This window comes from Brevibacterium permense, from assembly GCF_013280495.1.
Lineage (GTDB): Bacteria > Actinomycetota > Actinomycetes > Actinomycetales > Brevibacteriaceae > Brevibacterium > Brevibacterium permense.
In genome coordinates this window covers 250,862-268,821 of sequence record NZ_JABSSX010000002.1, presented here as the reverse complement: position 1 = coordinate 268,821, position 17,960 = coordinate 250,862, and the positions used below count along the sequence as shown (strand labels likewise).

16 protein-coding genes and 1 pseudogene are annotated in these 17,960 nt (G+C 65.5%); 10 read left to right on the top strand and 7 right to left on the bottom strand.

Annotated features, from left to right (window positions below):
• The first annotated feature begins 31 nt into the window (after positions 1 to 31).
• The 5 genes from HK353_RS04095 to holA all read left to right on the top strand — a co-directional run bounded on the left by HK353_RS04095 (position 32) and on the right by holA (position 6,641).
• Positions 32 to 1,339 carry a UDP-glucose dehydrogenase family protein gene (locus tag HK353_RS04095; protein WP_173152721.1) on the top strand — a complete coding sequence of 436 codons (1,308 nt, stop codon included), beginning with the start codon at positions 32 to 34 and terminating at the stop codon, positions 1,337 to 1,339.
• Complete coding sequence (locus tag HK353_RS04090) at positions 1,336 to 2,211, top strand: DegV family protein (protein WP_173152718.1); 876 nt, start codon at positions 1,336 to 1,338, stop codon at positions 2,209 to 2,211. The genes HK353_RS04095 and HK353_RS04090 overlap by 4 nt, the downstream gene beginning before the upstream one ends.
• A gap of 127 nt (positions 2,212 to 2,338) precedes the next feature.
• Positions 2,339 to 3,274 carry a ComEA family DNA-binding protein gene (locus HK353_RS04085; protein WP_173152715.1) on the top strand — a complete coding sequence of 312 codons (936 nt, stop codon included), beginning with the start codon at positions 2,339 to 2,341 and terminating at the stop codon, positions 3,272 to 3,274.
• A 112-nt stretch (positions 3,275 to 3,386) separates the two neighbouring features.
• Positions 3,387 to 5,597 (top strand): ComEC/Rec2 family competence protein, encoded by a 2,211-nt coding sequence (locus tag HK353_RS04080; RefSeq protein WP_173152712.1) that lies wholly within the window; start codon positions 3,387 to 3,389, stop codon positions 5,595 to 5,597.
• Positions 5,598 to 5,657: 60 nt separating this feature from the next.
• Positions 5,658 to 6,641 carry a DNA polymerase III subunit delta gene (holA, locus tag HK353_RS04075; protein ID WP_173152709.1) on the top strand — a complete coding sequence of 328 codons (984 nt, stop codon included), beginning with the start codon at positions 5,658 to 5,660 and terminating at the stop codon, positions 6,639 to 6,641.
• A 130-nt stretch (positions 6,642 to 6,771) separates the two neighbouring features.
• On the opposite strand, the gene rpsT is transcribed toward holA, so the two are convergent.
• The 4 genes and pseudogenes from rpsT to HK353_RS04060 form a co-directional block, all read right to left on the bottom strand.
• Positions 6,772 to 7,032 carry a 30S ribosomal protein S20 gene (rpsT, locus tag HK353_RS04070; RefSeq protein WP_173152707.1) on the bottom strand — a complete coding sequence of 87 codons (261 nt, stop codon included), beginning with the start codon at positions 7,030 to 7,032 and terminating at the stop codon, positions 6,772 to 6,774.
• Between the two features lie 246 nt (positions 7,033 to 7,278).
• Positions 7,279 to 7,563 (bottom strand): annotated as a pseudogene (locus HK353_RS17405) (type II toxin-antitoxin system PemK/MazF family toxin); the annotation flags it as partial.
• A 24-nt stretch (positions 7,564 to 7,587) separates the two neighbouring features.
• Positions 7,588 to 7,893, bottom strand: coding sequence for a hypothetical protein (locus tag HK353_RS17400; RefSeq protein WP_342589810.1), 306 nt, complete (start codon positions 7,891 to 7,893; stop codon positions 7,588 to 7,590).
• An 80-nt stretch (positions 7,894 to 7,973) separates the two neighbouring features.
• The gene (locus HK353_RS04060; RefSeq protein WP_173152704.1) at positions 7,974 to 8,738 is read right to left on the bottom strand and encodes an endonuclease/exonuclease/phosphatase family protein; all 765 of its coding nucleotides are present in this window, start codon (positions 8,736 to 8,738) and stop codon (positions 7,974 to 7,976) included.
• A gap of 184 nt (positions 8,739 to 8,922) precedes the next feature.
• Here HK353_RS04060 and lepA point away from each other — a divergent pair, with 184 nt between their 5' ends.
• Together lepA and hemW are read left to right on the top strand one after the other, a co-directional pair.
• Positions 8,923 to 10,791: a translation elongation factor 4 gene (gene lepA / locus HK353_RS04055; protein ID WP_245395764.1), complete on the top strand. Its 1,869-nt coding sequence runs from the start codon at positions 8,923 to 8,925 to the stop codon at positions 10,789 to 10,791.
• Positions 10,792 to 12,021, top strand: coding sequence for a radical SAM family heme chaperone HemW (gene hemW / locus HK353_RS04050; RefSeq protein WP_173152701.1), 1,230 nt, complete (start codon positions 10,792 to 10,794; stop codon positions 12,019 to 12,021).
• An 87-nt stretch (positions 12,022 to 12,108) separates the two neighbouring features.
• Here hemW and HK353_RS04045 read toward each other — a convergent pair whose 3' ends face one another.
• From HK353_RS04045 to HK353_RS04035, 3 genes are all read right to left on the bottom strand, one after another.
• Positions 12,109 to 12,852 carry a DUF4870 domain-containing protein gene (locus HK353_RS04045; protein ID WP_173152698.1) on the bottom strand — a complete coding sequence of 248 codons (744 nt, stop codon included), beginning with the start codon at positions 12,850 to 12,852 and terminating at the stop codon, positions 12,109 to 12,111.
• A gap of 103 nt (positions 12,853 to 12,955) precedes the next feature.
• Entirely contained in the window at positions 12,956 to 13,648 is a 693-nt protein-coding gene (locus HK353_RS04040; RefSeq protein WP_173152694.1) for a DUF4870 domain-containing protein, read from the bottom strand.
• 151 nt (positions 13,649 to 13,799) lie between these two features.
• The gene (locus tag HK353_RS04035; RefSeq protein WP_173152691.1) at positions 13,800 to 14,663 is read right to left on the bottom strand and encodes a DUF3097 family protein; all 864 of its coding nucleotides are present in this window, start codon (positions 14,661 to 14,663) and stop codon (positions 13,800 to 13,802) included.
• Positions 14,664 to 14,823: 160 nt separating this feature from the next.
• Here HK353_RS04035 and hrcA point away from each other — a divergent pair, with 160 nt between their 5' ends.
• The 3 genes from hrcA (at position 14,824) to HK353_RS04020 (ending at position 17,860) form a co-directional block, all read left to right on the top strand.
• Complete coding sequence (hrcA, locus tag HK353_RS04030) at positions 14,824 to 15,864, top strand: heat-inducible transcriptional repressor HrcA (protein WP_173152688.1); 1,041 nt, start codon at positions 14,824 to 14,826, stop codon at positions 15,862 to 15,864.
• A 122-nt stretch (positions 15,865 to 15,986) separates the two neighbouring features.
• A complete protein-coding gene (dnaJ, locus tag HK353_RS04025; RefSeq protein ID WP_173152685.1) occupies positions 15,987 to 17,102 on the top strand; it encodes a molecular chaperone DnaJ in 1,116 nt (371 codons plus the stop codon).
• Positions 17,099 to 17,860: a 16S rRNA (uracil(1498)-N(3))-methyltransferase gene (locus tag HK353_RS04020; RefSeq protein ID WP_173152682.1), complete on the top strand. Its 762-nt coding sequence runs from the start codon at positions 17,099 to 17,101 to the stop codon at positions 17,858 to 17,860. The genes dnaJ and HK353_RS04020 overlap by 4 nt, the downstream gene beginning before the upstream one ends.
• Positions 17,861 to 17,960: the final 100 nt, after the last annotated feature.

Here is a 17,960-nt window from a genome sequence, read left to right as displayed (position 1 = left end):
AAACGCATGCCAATACCCAGGAGAGCTCGGTTTGAAGATTTCAGTCATCGGATGCGGATATCTGGGCGCGGTCCATGCGGCAGCCATGGCGTCTCTGGGCCATGAGGTCACGGGAGTCGATGTCGACACGGAGAAGGTCGAGGCCCTGACCTCCGGTCGTCCGCCCTTCTACGAACCGGGACTGAGTGAACTCCTCGTGAAGGCTCAGGAGCGCGGAAAACTCGAATTCACCACCGATATCTCCCGTGCCGCCGACGCCACCGTGCACTTCGTATGTGTCGGCACTCCGCAGAAGCCCGGTGAGTTCGCCGCCGATGTCACCTATGTCGATGCGGCCGTGTCATCCCTGCACCCGCACCTGACTGCGACGTCGGTGGTTGTGGGAAAGTCGACCGTTCCCGTGGGCACCGCCGAGCGTCTGGCCGGAATCATCTCCGACACCGGCGCCGCCATGATGTGGAACCCGGAATTCCTGCGAGAGGGGCATGCTGTCGAAGACACCCTCCACCCGAATCGTCTCGTGTACGGAGTCGCCGACGGTGAGCCGGGGCAGGCCGCGACCGCGACCCTCGACGAGGTCTACGCCTCGATCCTCGCCGAGGACACGCCCCGGATGATCACTGACTTCGCGACCGCCGAGCTGGTCAAGACCGCGGCGAACTCGTTCCTGGCCACCAAGATCTCATTCATCAACGCCATGGCCGAACTCTGCGAAGCATCGGGAGCCGATGTCACCCAGCTCGCCGACGCGATCGGCATGGATGACCGGATCGGCCGCAAATTCCTCAACGCCGGGCTCGGATTCGGCGGCGGATGCCTGCCCAAGGACATCCGCGCCTTCATGGCCAGGGCCGGAGAGCTCGGCGCCGATCAAGCGGTGGCGTTCCTCAAGGAGATCGACTCGATCAACATGCGCCGTCGTGTGCGGATGGTCGACATCGCCCGCGATGCCCTGGGCGGGTCGTTCATCGGCAAGAAGATCACCATCCTCGGTGCCGCTTTCAAACCCGACAGCGACGACGTCCGCGACTCGCCGGCCCTGGCCGTGGCCAGGCTCATCGCCACCCAGGGCGGGCTGGTCACCGTCACCGATCCGCAGGCCATCGGCAATGCGCAGAAGTCGTTCCCCGAACTCGACTACGTCGCCGACACCGCCGAGGCGATCACCGGGGCGCAAGCCGTGCTGCTGCTGACGGAATGGCGCGAATACCGCGACCTCGACCCGGCGGCGACCGCCGAACTCGTGAGCGGTAAAGTGCTCGTCGACGGCCGCAATGTGCTCACTCCCGAACTGTGGCGGGCAGCGGGCTGGACCTACCGAGCCCTTGGCCGTCCATGAGGATCGGACTGGTCACCGACTCCACGGCGCAGCTCTCCGCTGACGAAAGCGAAGAGCTCAGCGAGGCCACCGGCGGTCTCTTCGCCGTGGTGCCGCTGACCGTGCTCATCGGCGGGGTCGCCTTCGCCGACGGTGAGGTCGATGCCGGGCATCTGTGCGCGAAGATGACCGACGGAGTCGAGGTCACCACGTCCATGGCCACCCCGACCCAGTTCTCCGACGCCTATGCACGGCTGCGCGAGGACGGCGCGGAAGCCATCATCGTCGTGACCATGTCAGCGGAGCTCTCGGGCACCCGCGATTCCGCGGTCAAGGCAGCCGAAGCCGAGGACATCCTCGTCGATGTCGTCGACTCGAGGACCACCTCGGCGGGACTGGCCGGGGCACTGTCTGTGGCCGTGGCCGGGATCCGGCAGGGACTCGACGTCGAATCGATCGCCGGAACCATCGCCGATTGGTGCGCGGCCGAGACTCGTTCCGTGTTCGCCCCCGGCAGCCTCGAACACCTGCGCCGAGGCGGCCGGATCGGCGCCGCGTCGTCCTTGCTCGGCCGGGCCCTGCAGATCGTCCCCGTGCTCGGTCTCAGCGCCGGAGTCGTCGTTCCGCTGGCCCGGGTGCGCACTCGCACCAAGGCTCTGGAGAAGATCGTCACCCTGGCCGCGCAGGCCGCTGCGGAGGTGGCCGACCCGGAAGACACAGTGCACGTCGAGGTCCAGAACGCCGAAGGGGAGATGGACACCGCCGATGCCGAGCTGTTGAGCTCACGGCTGCGCGAGCTCGGATTCGACTCCTCGTTCAGGACGCTGTCGACGATCATCACCGCGCATGTCGGCCCCGGCACGGTCGGTGTGACCGTGCAGACCACACCCTGACTCACACATTCCTGCCTGGGGATGCTCGGGTGACTTGGTCGCCTCTGCGCTGTGGACGCAGATGCGCTGTCCACAGGCGACGATTCCGCCCTGGCTGCTGTGTGTCGGAGCTTCCTAACCTCGGACCATGGCTGTGTCTCCGGATGATCGTTTCGCCGGCCTCCTGGGCGCCAGTGCCGAGCGCGGCGGTTGGGTGCCGGGCGACGTCTATACCGCCGACACCGCCGGTGAGGAAGAACTCGTCGAGCCCCGTCGCGTGCGTCTGCCCGTGCTGGCAGCTCTCGGCATCGCCACAGTCGGAATCCTCGTTCTCGCCTTCTTCCTCTTCCGTCCCGCTCCACAGCATTCGCCCGTGGGCGGCGGTGACGATCCCGGCCAAGACGCAGGCGCCGGTCAGTCGCCTGCCGCGACCGGCGAGGGCGGTGAAACAGGAGAAGCCGGTGAAGGATCGGGGGGATCAGCCGCAGGACGGGAAGGAGCCGCCTCGGCGAAGTCGGCGAATGCGAACGGCGAGGTGATCGTCCATATCACCGGGGCGGTCAACGACCCCTCCGTGGTCACGCTGAAGGCAGGTGCGCGGGTCCAGGACGCAGTCGAAGCCGCTGGAGGACTGAGCGCCGGAGCCGACGGCGAAGCGGTGAATCTGGCGCGCGTGCTCGCCGACGGTGAGCAGATCCACATCCCGACCGAAGGTGAAGAACCGGCAGCCGGAGTCGATGGTGCCGATGCGAACGGGGCTGGGGCGAACGGAACCCGTCAGGACGGAACCGGTTCGGATGGAAGTGGGGGAGCGGGCGCGGGAGGAGGCGGCGGTTCGCCGGGAACTGCGAATTCATCTGCAGCCGCGAGCGGCGGGGCACCCGGTCAGGCGGGGAAGGTCGACCTCAACACCGCCGATGCCACCACCTTGGAGACGCTGCCCGGGGTCGGACCGGTCACAGCCGAGGCGATCATCAGCCATCGCACCCAGCAGCCGTTCGCGAGCGTCGATGATCTGCTGCTCGTCAAAGGCATCGGGCCGAAGACCTTCGAAAGCCTCAAAGACCTTGTCACGGTCGGCTGACCCGGGCCCCGCAGCGGCGCACTCACGGATGCGGACGAGGCGGTCTCGGCGCCTGGCGTGGGAGCGCAGACTGATTGCTCTGCGACATGGGTGCGCGTCCGCGGTTGCCTGGGTGCGGGAGCGGGCGGCGCTGTGGCCGGGCTCCGTCCGTCTCCTCTGCTGTGCTGCCGGCCTCTGGGCCAGCGCTCTCCTGTCACCGGAGCCGTGGGTGCTCTTCGGCGTTCCCGTGCTCGGAGTCCTCGGGATCGTGATCCTGCGTCGGCACCACCACCTCGGTGTCGGGGTTCTCGTCTTCACATGTCTGCTGACGATCCAGATCACCGCCCTGGCCGCCGCCCACGGACCGGATGAGGAGGCCGAGACCACGGGGATCGTCGTCGGCCACAGCGAACCCGGAGCGTCCGGTTGGACGCGACTGACCCTGCTCACCTCCACCGGTTTCACTCACGTGCTCAGTCCCGAAATCGCTGCCGACGGAGCGACTGTGCGGATGCGCACTCAGCGCCTCGACGATATCCGCTCGACCGAGACGGAACCACAGGTGCTCGAAGAACCGAACCGACTGTGGCAGTGGCGTGAGCAGCTGCGCACCGAACTCCGCGTCGATTCTCTCGCCGCCGGCAACGACGGCGGACGGCTGCTGCCTGGGCTCGTCGTCGGTGACACCTCGCCTCAGGACGACCGGATGATCGACGATATGCGGGTCGTCTCCCTCACCCACGTCTCGGCCGTGTCGGGCAGCAACGTCACGATCGTCAGCCTCGGTGCCGGACTGCTCGCCGGAGCCTGCCGAGCCGGCCCACGGCTGCGCGTGAGCATCGGAGTGCTCACCTGCCTCGGCTACGTCTTCATCGTCGGGTTCGAACCCAGCGCCATCCGAGCCGCCGGCATGGCGATTGCGGCGGCACTCGTGTTCCTGCGCGGCGGCGGGATCTCCCCGGTCGCGGTCATGTGCTCGACCGCGAGCCTGCTGCTCGCCTTCGTGCCGGTGTTGGCCACCTCGGTGGGGTTCGTCCTGTCCGTGGTCTCTACGGCCGCGATCATGTTCGTCGTCCCGATCCTGCTGCGCCGTCTCGCCGTGCACCTGCCTTTGCTGCCCACGGTGCTCGTGACCGCGCTCATCGTGCCCTTCGTCGCCCAGCTCGCGTGCACCCCGGTGCTCGTGGCGATCGACCCGCGCATCGGACTGTGGTCGGTGGCTGCCAACGCCGCGGCCGCGCCGGCGGTCATGCCGGCGACGGTGGCGGGCTTCCTCAGCCTCGTGGCCACCGGCATGGCGACGACTGGGCTGCCCGGAGCCGACTTCGCCTCTGCCTTGCTGGCGTGGATCGGGTCCTTCCCGGCCTGGTGGATCGTCCTCGCCGCCCGAGTCTGCGCCGCACTGCCGGGAGCGGCACTGGACTGGCCGGTGCCGCCGCTCGGAACGCTGCTGGCGCTCGGTCTGCTCGGCCTCGCCGTGGCCGGTACGTGGATGCTCGTACGTCGTCGCCTCTGGGGTCTGCCCGTCCTCGTCCTGTGCTGCCTGCTCATGGCCGCCGTGATCGTCACTGTGCGGGCGAAGCCGCCTGCAGCGGATTGGCTGGTGCTCGTCTGCGATGTCGGTCAGGGTTCGGCTGCCATCATCAACCTCGGTGATGGTCGGGGTCTCGTCGTCGACACTGGGCGTGAGGCGAAACCCATCGACAACTGCCTCGACGAATCCGGGGTCGAGGAATTCGATCTGCTCATCTCCCACTTCGACGCCGACCATTTCGCCGGCTACGCGGGCACGACGTGGGGGCGCACGGTTGACCGGCTGTTCGTCTCCGCGAACGTCGTGACCTCGCCCGAGGCCAGGCGCGTGATCGCTGACACCAGTGCCGAGCTGGTTCCCACCCACCGTGGTCAGACGCTGAGCTTCGAGGCAGCGAGCGTGGAGGTGCTGTGGCCGCCCCTGCGCTCGGTACCTGCGGCAGAGGACGAGCAGCTGCGCAACGAAGACTCCCTGGTGGTGCGGGTCGAACAGGAGGGTCTGAGCACTCTCCTGCCCGGCGACGTCGGAGCCGAGGAGCAGTATGTGCTCGCTCAACAGGTGCGGCCGGTGGATGTGCTCGTCGCACCGCACCATGGTTCCTCCGATCTGGCTCCCGAGTTTTTCGCGGTCGCGGCTCCCGGCCTCGGCGTCGTCTCGGTGGGGGAGAACAGCTACGGGCATCCGAGTGAGAAGTCGCTGCGCTCCTTCGGTCCCGTGCCAGTGCTGCGCACCGATCACTGCGGTTCGGTTGCGCTCTACGCGCAGAGTCGATTCAGCACGGGGCACAGGTGTCCGGAGGACAAGGGATGAGATGGCGGGTGTCGGTCCGCCATGCCGGTCATGTCGGGCAGCCGCGATAGGCTGGGGTCCATGGCAGTGAAGAAGACCCTGATCCCGTGGAGCTCGGCGAAACCCGCCCCTGTCGTCATGATATCCGGTGGCGAATCGGTGCTCGTGCGCATGGCCAAGGACCGCATCGTGTCGGCCGCACGGAAACAGGATCCCGAAGAGATCGAATTCGACGCTGCCGGTTACCAGGCCGGCGAGTTGGCGATGGCGGCTTCACCGTCTCTGTTCTCGTCCTCGAAGCTCATCATCGTCGATGCGGTCGAGAAGTGTTCGGAAGACTTCCTGGGTGACGCGCTCGACTATCTGGACGCTCCGAACGATGACGCCGTCGTGGTGCTGCTGCACGCCGGCGGCAATCGGGGAGCGAAGCTCATCAAGAAACTCGACTCCGCCGGCTTTCCCCGCATCGACGCGGCGGTGCTGAAGAACGAAAGCGACCGGGCGAAGTTCGCGCAGACTCGGTTCAAGTCCGCGAAGCGGCGCATCGACGAAGCGGGAATGGCCGCGCTCATGTCGGCGCTGGGCTCCGACCTCGCCGAACTCAATGCCGGAGTCGACCAGCTCATCGAAGACACCGAGGGCACGATCACCGCCGAGGTCGTCGACCAGTACTATGGCGGCCGTGTCGAAGCCACCGGCTTCAAGGTCGCCGATGCGGCAGTGGTCGGAGATGCGAAGAACGCACTCAGCCTGCTCAGGCATGCGCTGTCGACGGGGTCCGACCCGGTCCCGCTGGTAGCGGCAGTCGCGATGAAGCTGCGCGGCATGGCGAAGGTGCAGGGTTTCTCAGGCACCAGCGGCGAGCTGGCTTCCGAGTTGAAGATGGCTCCGTGGCAGGTCGATCGGGCCCGCCGTGAGGTGAGGCGGTGGAATGAGGTGGCGCTCGGCCAGTCGCTCATCGCCGCAGCCGAGGCCGATGCGGCTGTCAAGGGCGGGGGACGCGACCCCGTCTACGCCGTTGAATGGTTCGTCTCAGAAGTCGCCCGCCTAGCCAAAACCCGCTAATTACTACCTGACGGCGGCCCAGCAACCCCGCGCGCGGTTGCTGGGCCGCCGTCAGGTAGTAATAGGGGAAGAGAACGGGGTCCGAACCGTGTGGTTCGGACCCCGTGAAGCTATAGCCTCAGTCGTGCGCTCAGAGAGCGTTGATCTGCGTGGCCAGGCGCGACTTGCGGTTCGCAGCGTTGTTCTTGTGCAGAACACCCTTCGAAACAGCCTTGTCGAGCTTGCGGGCAGCCACAGCATAAGCCTGCTGTGCCCCTTCCTTGTTGCCGGCAGCAATGTTCTCGCGAACGACGCGGACGTAGGACCGAACCTCGGACCGGACAGCCTTGTTGCGCTGACGAGCCTTCTCGTTGGTCTTGATCCGCTTGATCTGGGACTTGATATTAGCCAATTTCAACACTCTTTCGTGTTAGTGGTACATGGTCGTGAGGGCGCATCGAACCGACATGATCATCTCCGCGGGGAAACACATCGACGACATCGAATCCGACGGCATCTTCACCCGACCTCGGCGAGACACACGCCTTGATGAAGACACAATCACCTATGATACAGACTCTGGTCCCGGGCTGGAAATCCCTGTGGGGCCCGGCTGCGCAGGGAAGATGAAAGCTTCGCTCGGCCGGGCGGCCGGATCTCAGCCGGAGATGTGCTCGGCCACCCGGTCGAAGACGTCGCGGGGCAGGATCGCGCCTTCCCTGCGGATCGAATCGGGATCGAGCCGGACGATGCGATCGAGGCGGAGCTCCGAGGGCCGCCCCTGCGAATCCCAGTCCCCGGTGCCGATGTTCATCCACTTCGCGTGCCGATCCTCTCGGACCTCGCCGACGCCGCCGGGGATGTGATCTTTGCTGGTGAGCATGAGCGCGAGCACCCAGCTGCCGTCACGTCCGACGACGAGAGACGGTCGATCCTTGCCCTGCGAGTGGTCCTCCTCGAAGGGGACTCACCCCCAGACGACTTCGCCCGGATCGGCGTCGCCGTCGAAGTCGGGGGAGTAGCTGACCGTGATTGAGCCAGTGTAATCGCCGGGATACGCACCGGATCCGCCCTGGCCGCCCGAGTCGGAACGATCGGCAGAACCCGCCGAGGTGGCACCTCCACCGCCGGACCGTGCCGGATTCGGCCGGCTGCCATCCGTCGGCTGCGATGCGCCTCCGGAGTTCTTCTTCGACTGCGATTGGCGCAGATAGCGCAGCCCTTCGCGGACACCGATTCTCGCGGCCCGATTGACCAGTGATCTCCAATTCATATGTCCAGCCTAAACGAGCCGGCTGTCACAGGCTGCAAAGAACTGTGTGCCGTCACGGTCCGGCGAACGAGCAGTCACGGTCACGAGAATTCGAGGACCGCCTCGACGGGGAAATGGTCGGAAGGGTACTTCCCGTCGACCTCGAACGTGTCGATGCGCGTGGACAGTGTGCGCAGGCCCGGGCTTGTGAGGATCCAGTCGATGCGCGGCTCGCCTGCCTTCGGCCCCTTGTAGCGGTGGAAGGTGCCGATGTCCTCACCGGGGACCTCGGCTGCGGTGTCGGTGAGGCCGAGCTCGGTGCAGAAGAAGTTGTAGACCGGGGAGCCGGTGGCGACGTTGAAGTCACCGGTGACCACGCAGGGATGGGCCGCCTCGGCGATGGTCTCGGCCATGATCCGACCGGACTCGAGACGGGCGCGCTCGGACTTGTGATCGAGGTGGGTGTTGAGCACACGCAGCCGCCGGTCGGATGCGAGGTCACGGACATCGACCGTCGTCAGGGTGCGCGCATGCGAGACTCCCCACGATTCCGAGGCCACGGTGTCGGGCTGTTCGGACAGCCAGCTGATGTCCACGGTTTCCACATCGAAGCGCTTCGAATCGAGGATCACGGCTGTGAACTCGCCGGAGTTGCCACCGGAGTGGCCCTCTCCGAGCCAGATGTACTCCTCGGGCAGCAGGCTGATGAGCGTCTCGAGCTGGTCGAGTTCACCCTCCTGGGTGCCGATGAGGTGCGGACGTGCACGCCGGATGAGTTCGGCGGCAATGGGCAGCCGCTCGGCCACCGGATGACCGTCCATCGCGGGATAGCGGAGGTTGAAGCTCATGACCCGGAATTCGCTCATGACTCCATCTTCCCCGATCGGCGGCATTCGGTGCAGGGGTCGGCACCTCTCGGCGCGGTCGAATCGCGAAAGACGCGTCCGACCAGCCCGCACACGACCGTAAATTCCAGGTCCGCGCGCAAGTCATGAAACAATGGGGGATCCGGTCTGTCTGGGGACCTGGTCTGTCAAAGAAAGGGCGTTCATGTCACCTCAGGTGAATAAGGAAGCTGCAAAGCGGATCTCACCGTCTGCCACCTCACCCGAGCTGATTCGCAATTTCTGCATCATCGCTCATATCGACCACGGCAAGTCGACCCTGGCCGACCGCATGCTCCAGATGACCGGTGTCGTCGAGAACCGCGATATGCGCGCCCAGTACCTCGACCGGATGGACATCGAACGCGAACGCGGAATCACAATCAAATCCCAGGCCGTGCGGATGCCGTGGGAACACGAGGACACCCCGTACGCGCTCAACATGATCGACACTCCCGGGCACGTCGACTTCAGCTACGAGGTGTCGCGGTCCTTGGCCGCCTGCGAAGGTGCACTGCTGCTCGTCGACTCCGCTCAGGGCATCGAAGCCCAGACGCTTGCCAACCTGTACCTGGCCATGGAGAACGATCTGACGATCATTCCGGTGCTCAACAAGATCGACCTGCCGGCCGCACAGCCGGAGAAATATGCGGAAGAGCTCGCCAACCTCATCGGCTGCGAACCCGAGGACTGCCTGCTCGTGTCCGGCAAAACGGGCGAAGGCGTCGAGGAGGTCCTCGACCGCATCATCACCGATATCCCCGCGCCCGTCGGCGATGCCGATGCCCCGGCCCGAGCGATGATCTTCGACTCCGTCTACGACACCTACCGTGGTGTGGTCACTTATGTCCGGGTCATCGACGGCTCTCTGTCCCCACGCGAGAAGATCCAGATGATGTCGACCGGCACCACTCATGAGCTGCTGGAGATCGGCGCCTCCATGCCCGAACCCAAGGCCACGAAGGGACTGGGGGTCGGCGAGGTCGGCTACCTCATCACCGGTGTCAAGGACGTGCGGCTGTCGAAGGTCGGCGACACTGTCACCTCGGCCGCGACACCTGCAACAGACGCACTCGGCGGCTACCGCGAACCCAAACCGATGGTGTTCTCCGGACTCTTCCCGATCGACGGATCCGATTACCCGGTGCTGCGCGACGCTCTCGACAAACTCAAACTCAACGACGCCTCTCTCGCCTACGAGCCCGAGACCTCGACGGCGCTGGGCTTCGGCTTCCGCTGCGGATTCCTCGGGCTCCTCCACCTCGAAGTCCTGCGCGACCGCTTGGAACGGGAGTTCGATCTCGACCTCATCTCCACCGCCCCGTCCGTGATCTACGACGTGACCATGGAAGACGGTTCGGAGACCGTGGTGACGAACCCGAGCGAGTACCCGACGGGCAAGATCAAGGAAGTCCGCGAACCGATGGTGCAGGCCACCATCCTCACCCCCAGCGACTACATCGGCGCGGTCATGGAACTGTGCCAGGATCGCCGCGGGAAACTCCAGGGCATGGACTATCTGTCCTCGGACCGTGTGGAGATCCGCTATCGCCTGCCGTTGGCGGAGATCGTCTTCGACTTCTTCGATCAGCTGAAGTCCCGGACCAAGGGCTACGCCTCCCTCGACTACTCCGATGACGGCCAGGACGCCTCCGACCTCGTCAAGGTCGACATCCTGCTGCACGGCGACCAGGTCGATGCATTCTCCGCGATCGTCCACCGCGACAACGCCTACTCCTACGGTGTGGCGATGGCCGGGAAGCTGCGCAAGCTCATCCCGCGCCAGCAGTTCGAGGTGCCCATCCAGGCGGCCATCGGCTCGCGCATCATCGCCCGCGAGACCATCCGCGCCATCCGCAAGGACGTCCTTTCGAAGTGCTACGGCGGCGACATCAGCCGTAAGCGCAAACTGCTCGAGAAGCAGAAGGAAGGCAAGAAGCGGATGAAGATGGTCGGCACCGTCGAGGTTCCGCAGGAAGCGTTCATCGCGGCCTTGTCCTCCGATGAGCCGGAAACGAAGGACAGTAAGAAGTAAGTGCCCGCACAACCGACCGGTGAGGTCCCTCCGCGCGACGGTTCGCTGCCGACATCGGTGGGGATCGGGGCCGCCGAGCGGGGGCTGAGCCTCTACATTCACGTCCCGTACTGCCGGGTCCGCTGCGGCTACTGTGACTTCAACACCTATACCGCCGACGACCTCGGCCCGGGAGCGTCCCGCGAGGACTACCGCAGCAATCTCGCCCGTGAGCTCGATCTGTCCGTGTCCACCCTCGCCGAGGTGGGGGCCGGCGACCGTGAGGTCTCGACGATCTTCTTCGGCGGAGGCACTCCGACCTTGCTCGCAGCGGATGTGCTCGCCGGGGTGATGGACGATGTCCGTGCCCGCTTCCGCCTGGCGGAGAACGTCGAAGTCACCACCGAAGCCAACCCCGACACCTTGGATCCCGCCTACATCGCGACCCTTGCCGGAGCCGGTTTCAACCGCATCTCCATGGGTATGCAGTCGGCCGTGCCGCACGTGCTTGCGACCTTGGACCGCACCCACGATCCGGAGAAGATCCCCGAGGTGGCCCGTTGGGTCAAGGACGCCGACCTCGAGCTCAGCCTCGACCTCATCTACGGAACTCCGGGGGAGTCGATCGACGATTGGCGTCGCTCTCTCGACGTGGCCCTGTCCAACGAGGTCGATCACATCTCGGCATATTCCCTCATCGTCGAACCGGGAACGAAGATGGGCGCGATGGTTCGCCGCGGCGAACTGCCGATGCCCGATGAAGACGATTTGGCCGACAAATACGAGATCGCGGACTCAGCGATCTCCGCTGCCGGTCTGCACTGGTACGAAGTGAGCAATTGGTCGACCAGCACCGAGACCCGCTGTGAGCACAATATGGCCTATTGGCGCAATGCCGACTGGTGGGGCTTCGGACCCGGTGCACATTCCCATGTCGGGGGAGTCCGGTTCTGGAATGCCAAGCACCCCCGGGCCTGGGCTGATCGGCTGCTGGCGGGGGAGTCCCCGTCGATCGGTCGTGAGGTCCTCGACGTTCAGACTCGGGAGATCGAACGGATCATGCTGGCGGCCAGGATCGACCGCGAGCTGCGCCTCGATTCTCTGGCTCCAGGCAGCGAACAGGCGATCAGGACTTTCGTCAAGCAGGGGATGCTCGACGCCGACGGTGCGGAGGACGGTTGGTTCCAGCCGACTCTGCAGGGACGTCTCATGGCCGACTATATGGTGCGCATCCTCACCGAATACGTGTGAAAGTGTCTCGCCTCGCCATTTGGGAACGAATGGCGGGGCGAGATGCTCAGCGCATCTGACGGGGAGAGGCTGTCGCTGCGCGTCAGATCACTTGATCCAGTTCGGCGTCATCGGAATGCGGTAGCCCTCACCGCGGTTGGCTGCCATGCCGGCGATGATCTCGATGACGATCATGTAGATCGAGAGCACCGGCAGGAGCAGGAGGATGAGGAAGCCGATGCCGACGATCGTGAGGATTCCGCCGATCAGCCCGATGCCGAACGCGGCGATGACACCGATGATCAGCAGATTCAGCGACTGTGCGCCATGGTGGCGGAGGAACGGCGACTTGTCCTTATTGATGATGAAGAGGATGAGCGTGACGATCCAGCCGACACCGACGACGTAGGTGGCGGCGTGAGCGAGGTGCGACCACAGTGCGGTCGTCCGCTCGCTCTGATCGGCGTTCCAGAAGCCGGCTGAGGTCGGCCCAAAGGCGGCGTCCGGCAGTTCGGCCCCCATAGGCACGCCGGCGGCAGCCGACTGCGCCGAGGATGCGCCCTGGAAACCGTATCCGGGCTGAGAGTGTCCCTGCGGAGCGCTGTAGGCATGCTGAGACCCGTACGGCTGCTGGGCGCCACCCGCCTGTTGTGAACCGTAGCCCGGCTGCGAACCATACGACTGCTGAGGATTGTGCTGCTGAGAGCCGTACTGGGCCGGACCACTCTGCTGCGGCTGCGAACCCTGCTGCGGCTGCTGGGTATACAGCTGCTGCGAGCCCGACTGCGGGGAATAGTTCGGAGGCATCGGCTGTGACTGTCCGTTGTTCGGCTGCTGCGGGTTGTCCGACATGAGAGTCCCTTCAGAGTGTGCGATCACTCCACACTAACCCAGAGAGTCCGGGCTGACCCAGGGAGTCCGGGCGCCACGGAGAATCCGGGGTGAGCGGGAATGGTCACTTCACGAAATTGATGGTGAGCGGGAACTTATAGCCCTCGCCCTTGTTCGCGGCGACGGCCGCGATGATGTAGAAGACGCAGTAGACGAGCGGGACGATGACCGCCGCATACATGATGATCATGCCGATCCCGAATGTCACCAGTGCCAGCATGAAACCGAGGAACATGAAGATCATGAAGGCTCCGAAGGTGACGATCGTGTTCGTGATCATCGCGTTGAGACCCTGACGCGAATGCTCCCGGACGAACGGCGATTCGTCCTTCTTCACGAGAAACATGATGAGCGGCATGAAGCCGAAGATGAGCGAGCCGAGGTGAGTCCACATTGCCGTGGGCCGGTCGGGTTCGTGGGCCATCCAGAACTGCTCGGAGCCGGGTCCGTAGGCCTGCTCAGGCAGGGAGCGGGAGTCGAACATCGCCGGGTTGTGCATCTGCGGCATACCGTAGCCCGGCTGCGCGCCATATCCCGGCTGGCCCCCGTAGTTCGGCTGAGAGCTGTATCCCGGCCGGGCGCCGTACGCCTGCTGCGAACCATACCCCGACTGCCCACCGGAGCCCGTCTGACCGCTGTGCGTCCACGGCTGAGAATACTGCTGGCCCTGCGGCGCGTAGGGCTGCTGCGAACCGGAGGCCTGAGAGTAGTTCGGCGGCATCGGCCGGCTGCCCGGCTGCTCGGGGTGATACGACATGGGGATCCTTTCGAAGAGTGCTTGCCATTCACCCTAATGGAGCGGCGTGCCCCGAGGATGTCGGGAAAGCCTCACTCCTGTGACAGATTCGGCACACGTCGACAGCTCCGCGTGACCACCACGGTCCACCGCGCCGCACCACCGACGAGTCTCAACCGACGGTGACGAAGTCGATGAGCTCCTCGACGCGACCCGACAGCGTCGGTTCGACATCGGCGATGGTGCTCACCTTCCCGAGGATGCGCACCCACCCGCGGGCAACGTCCCGATGGTCGGCGTGCGGCCACCCGATGCGACGGAGGATCCCCGTCTTCCAGTCCTCACCGCGGGGGACGACTGGCCATTCGCGGATGCCGACGACATGGGGCTTCACCGCCTGCCAGATATCGACGTACGGGTGACCGATGATGTGGACGACATCGCGGTACCGCGGATCGTACCGGACCGCCTCGGCGATCTTCGATTCCTTCGTCCCGCTCACCAGATGGTCGGCGAGGACACCGACTCGATGGTCCCGATCCGGACCGAAGGCCTCGAGCTTGTCGGCAACATCATCGAGACCGCCCAGGGGCTCGACGACGACGCCCTCGATGCGCAGGTCATCGCCCCAGATCTTCTCGACGAGTTCGGCGTCGTGCTTGCCCTCGACCCAGATCCGGGACCCACGAGCCACTCGAGCCTTCGCGCCGACCACGGCGCGAGACCCCGAGGCCGTCCGTCCGGGCTGCTGTGCCTTCTTCTTCGGCAGCTGCACATCGACGGGCTGCCCTTCGAGGAGGAAACCCGGTCCCAGAGGAAAGGCCCGGACCTTGCCGGCACGATCCTCGAGCTTGACGACGAGACCGGCCGTGGTCTTCTCCGCGCCGACGACAGCGCCGACATAGCCGCTCATCGCATCCTCGAGAACCATGCCCAGGCCGAGTTCGACCTGGCGGGACTTCTTCGGACGGTGCGACGACGGGGAGGAACCGGAGAGCACATCGGGACCATAGCGATCAAAAGCATTCACGGGCACCCACCATAATCAAGGACGGTCCCGCAGGCGTGCAGACCCGCAGGCCACCCCTGAAATGAATTCCGGGAACGAGAAGCGTAGAATTGGCACTCAAGCTCACAGAGTGCCAAGCGCAGGGGCGGGACCGCGATGGATCGGCGAGATGGAGAGGAGATCCGCGATGAATGACAGCAGACGTGCACAGGTGCTGCGCGCCATCGTCGAGGACTTCGTCGCCACTAACGAACCCGTGGGTTCGAAAGCGATCGTCCAGCGCCACACCCTCGGCGTCTCTCCCGCCACGATCCGCAACGATATGGCCGCTCTCGAACAAGAGGGCTATATCGCCCAGCCCCACACCTCTGCCGGACGGATCCCCACCGACCTCGGCTACCGGATGTTCGTCGACCGGATCGATGAGTTCAAACCGCTGACCACCGCCGAGCGGCGCGCGATCTTCCAACTCATCGATGGTGACGTCGACCTCGACGAGATGCTCGACCGCACCGTCCGCGTCCTCTCCGGCCTGACCCGGCAGGTCGCGCTCATCCAATACCCGACGGTGTCGCGGGCGCGCATCAAGCACATCGAGATCGTCGGGCTCGGACCAGGCCGGGTTCTCGTCGTCCTCATCACCGACGCCGGCCAGGTCGAGCAGAAGACCGTGACCACCACGATCGCGCTCGACGAAGACGCCGTCCGCGGGCTGCGCGACCAGATCAACGCCGAATTCGCCGGACGCACACTCGCGCAGGTCTTCGGATCGGCTCCCGCCGCCGAGGCGACCGCCACCGAATCGAGTGAGCCGACCGCTCGTGACGACACCGGACTCAGACAGGTCAGGGCCGCCGTCGTCGACCTCGTGGCCGCGACGCGTGAAGAGCGCATCATCATGGCCGGCACCGCGAACCTCGCCCGCTCTGGAAGCGAATTCGGAGAGAAGATGGCCCCGATCCTCGAAGCCTTCGAAGAGCAGGTGGTCCTGCTCAAGCTGCTCACCTCGATGGCCGAAGACCACGAGGAGATCAGCGTGCGCATCGGGCGTGAGAATACTCACGAATCGTTCAGCTCGACTTCCGTCGTCGCCGCCGAATATGGTCATGACGCGGGTTCCTCGGCCAGACTGGCAGTGCTCGGTCCGACCCGAATGGACTATCCGACGACGATCTCGGCAGTCCGTGCCGTCGCCAAATACGTGTCCTCGATCCTCGATCGAGGGTAGGTCCCTTGACATCGACCAGGGGCACCCGCAGACGGGCAGCGCAGAACCGGTGAGCACCGCGCAAGGGCGCAGCCACCACCACGAACAGAGAAGACCACTACGTCAGGGAGAGAGAAGTTTCTGTGGCCGATCACTATGAAACACTCGGAGTGTCCAAAGACGCTTCCGCGGCTGAGATCAAGTCGTCGTACCGGAAGCTGGCACGCAAGTACCACCCGGACGTGAATCCCGGTCACGAAGACGAATTCAAAGCCATCTCGCTGGCCTACGATGTGCTCTCCGATCCGGAGAAGCGCCGCAACTACGATATGGGCGGCGGCGAGAACGGTCAGGGCTTCCCGGCCGGCGGCGGATTCGGCGGATTCGGCGATATCTTCGAGACCTTCTTCGGAGGTGGCGGCGGTCAGGCCGGCGGCCCGATCCCGCGCACCCAGCGCGGCAAGGATGCCCTCGTCGGCGTCAATATCGACCTGAAGACCGCGGCCTTCGGCGGCACCGTCGACCTCGATGTCACCACTGCAGTCGTCTGCGACACCTGTTCGGGCGCCGGCACGCAGGAAGGCACGAAGATCGAGACCTGCTCGCTGTGCCACGGAGCCGGCAGCGTCCAGCGCATGACCCGGACCCTGCTGGGTCAGATGGTCACGAACCAGACCTGCAACTCCTGCCACGGCTTCGGCACCGTCATCCCGAACCCCTGCCTCAACTGCCAGGGCGACGGACGCGTCCGCAAACAGCGGACCATGAAGATCCGGATCCCCGCCGGGGTCTCCGACGGCACCCGCATCCAGCTGAGCAGCCAGGGTGAGGTCGGTCCCGGAGGCGGACCCGCCGGTGACCTCTTCGTCGAGGTCATGGTCACCCGCCACGAGGTCTTCCAGCGCGACGGCGACAACCTCCGGGCCGCAGTCTCCGTGCCGATGACCGCGGCGACCCTGGGTGCGACCATCCCGTTCGAGACCTTCGACGGCACTCAGGACCTCACCATCGCCGCCGGCACCCAGTCCGGCACCATCGTCAAACTCCCCGGGCTCGGAGCCGCCCGCCTGCGTTCGGAGACCCGCGGCGACCTGCTCATCACCGTCGACGTCCTCACCCCGGACAAACTCGACGACGAACAGCGCGAACTGCTCGAGAAACTCGCCGAACTGCGCGGCGAAGAGACACCGCGCGCCCAGATCTCGACCGAGAACCGCGGAGTGTTCTCCCGCATGCGTGAGAGGTTCGCCGGTCGGTGAGTCTTCCCGTCTTCCGTTCCGCCACCGCCGCCGAGGCGGTCGTCGGGTCCGCCCTCACCCTCGGTGAGGACGTGGCCGGGCACGCGGTGCGGGTGCGTCGGATCGGTCCCGGCGAGGAAATCGACATCGTCGATGGAGAAGGCACACGTGCGCGCGGAACCGTCACGGCCGCCTCGGCGAATGAGCTGACGATCGACGTCACCGAGGTGACGGTCGAGAACAGCACGGGCCCGCGCCTCGTCCTCGTCCAAGCCCTGGCCAAGGGCGACCGGGACCTCCAAGCCATCGAAACGGCAACGGAGATCGGCGTCGACGACGTCGTTCCCTGGGCCGCCGAACGCTCGATCGCCGACTGGCCGGCCAAGAAGCGGGACAAGATGGCCGCGAAATGGGAGAACCTCCTCGGGGCGGCCTCCCTGCAGGCCAGACGTGCACGATTTCCCATCCTTCACGACCTCGTCCGCGGAGCCGACCTGGCCAAGACCCTCGACGACGCCGATGCGGTCTTCGTCCTCCACGAGACCGCTCAGCTCAGGCTCTCCGAAGCGCTGGGCGATCTGATCGCGAACGGCTCGGCGCAGCCGCCGGAGCGCCTCGTCTTCGTCGTCGGCCCTGAGGGCGGCATCAGTGACGGCGAACTCGCCGCCCTGACCGGCCGTGGAGCAACCCCGGTGCTGCTGGGACCAACGATCCTGCGCTCGTCCTCGGCGGGACCCGCCGGTCTCGTCCTGGCCCAGATCTCATTGGGCCGTTGGTGAGGCATCGGACTAGGATGGAAGCACACTCAGGCGCTGCCGGTGACGGTGCGCTCACTTGCAAAGGAACATTCTGGACATCACCCCACCGAACTCGAACTCC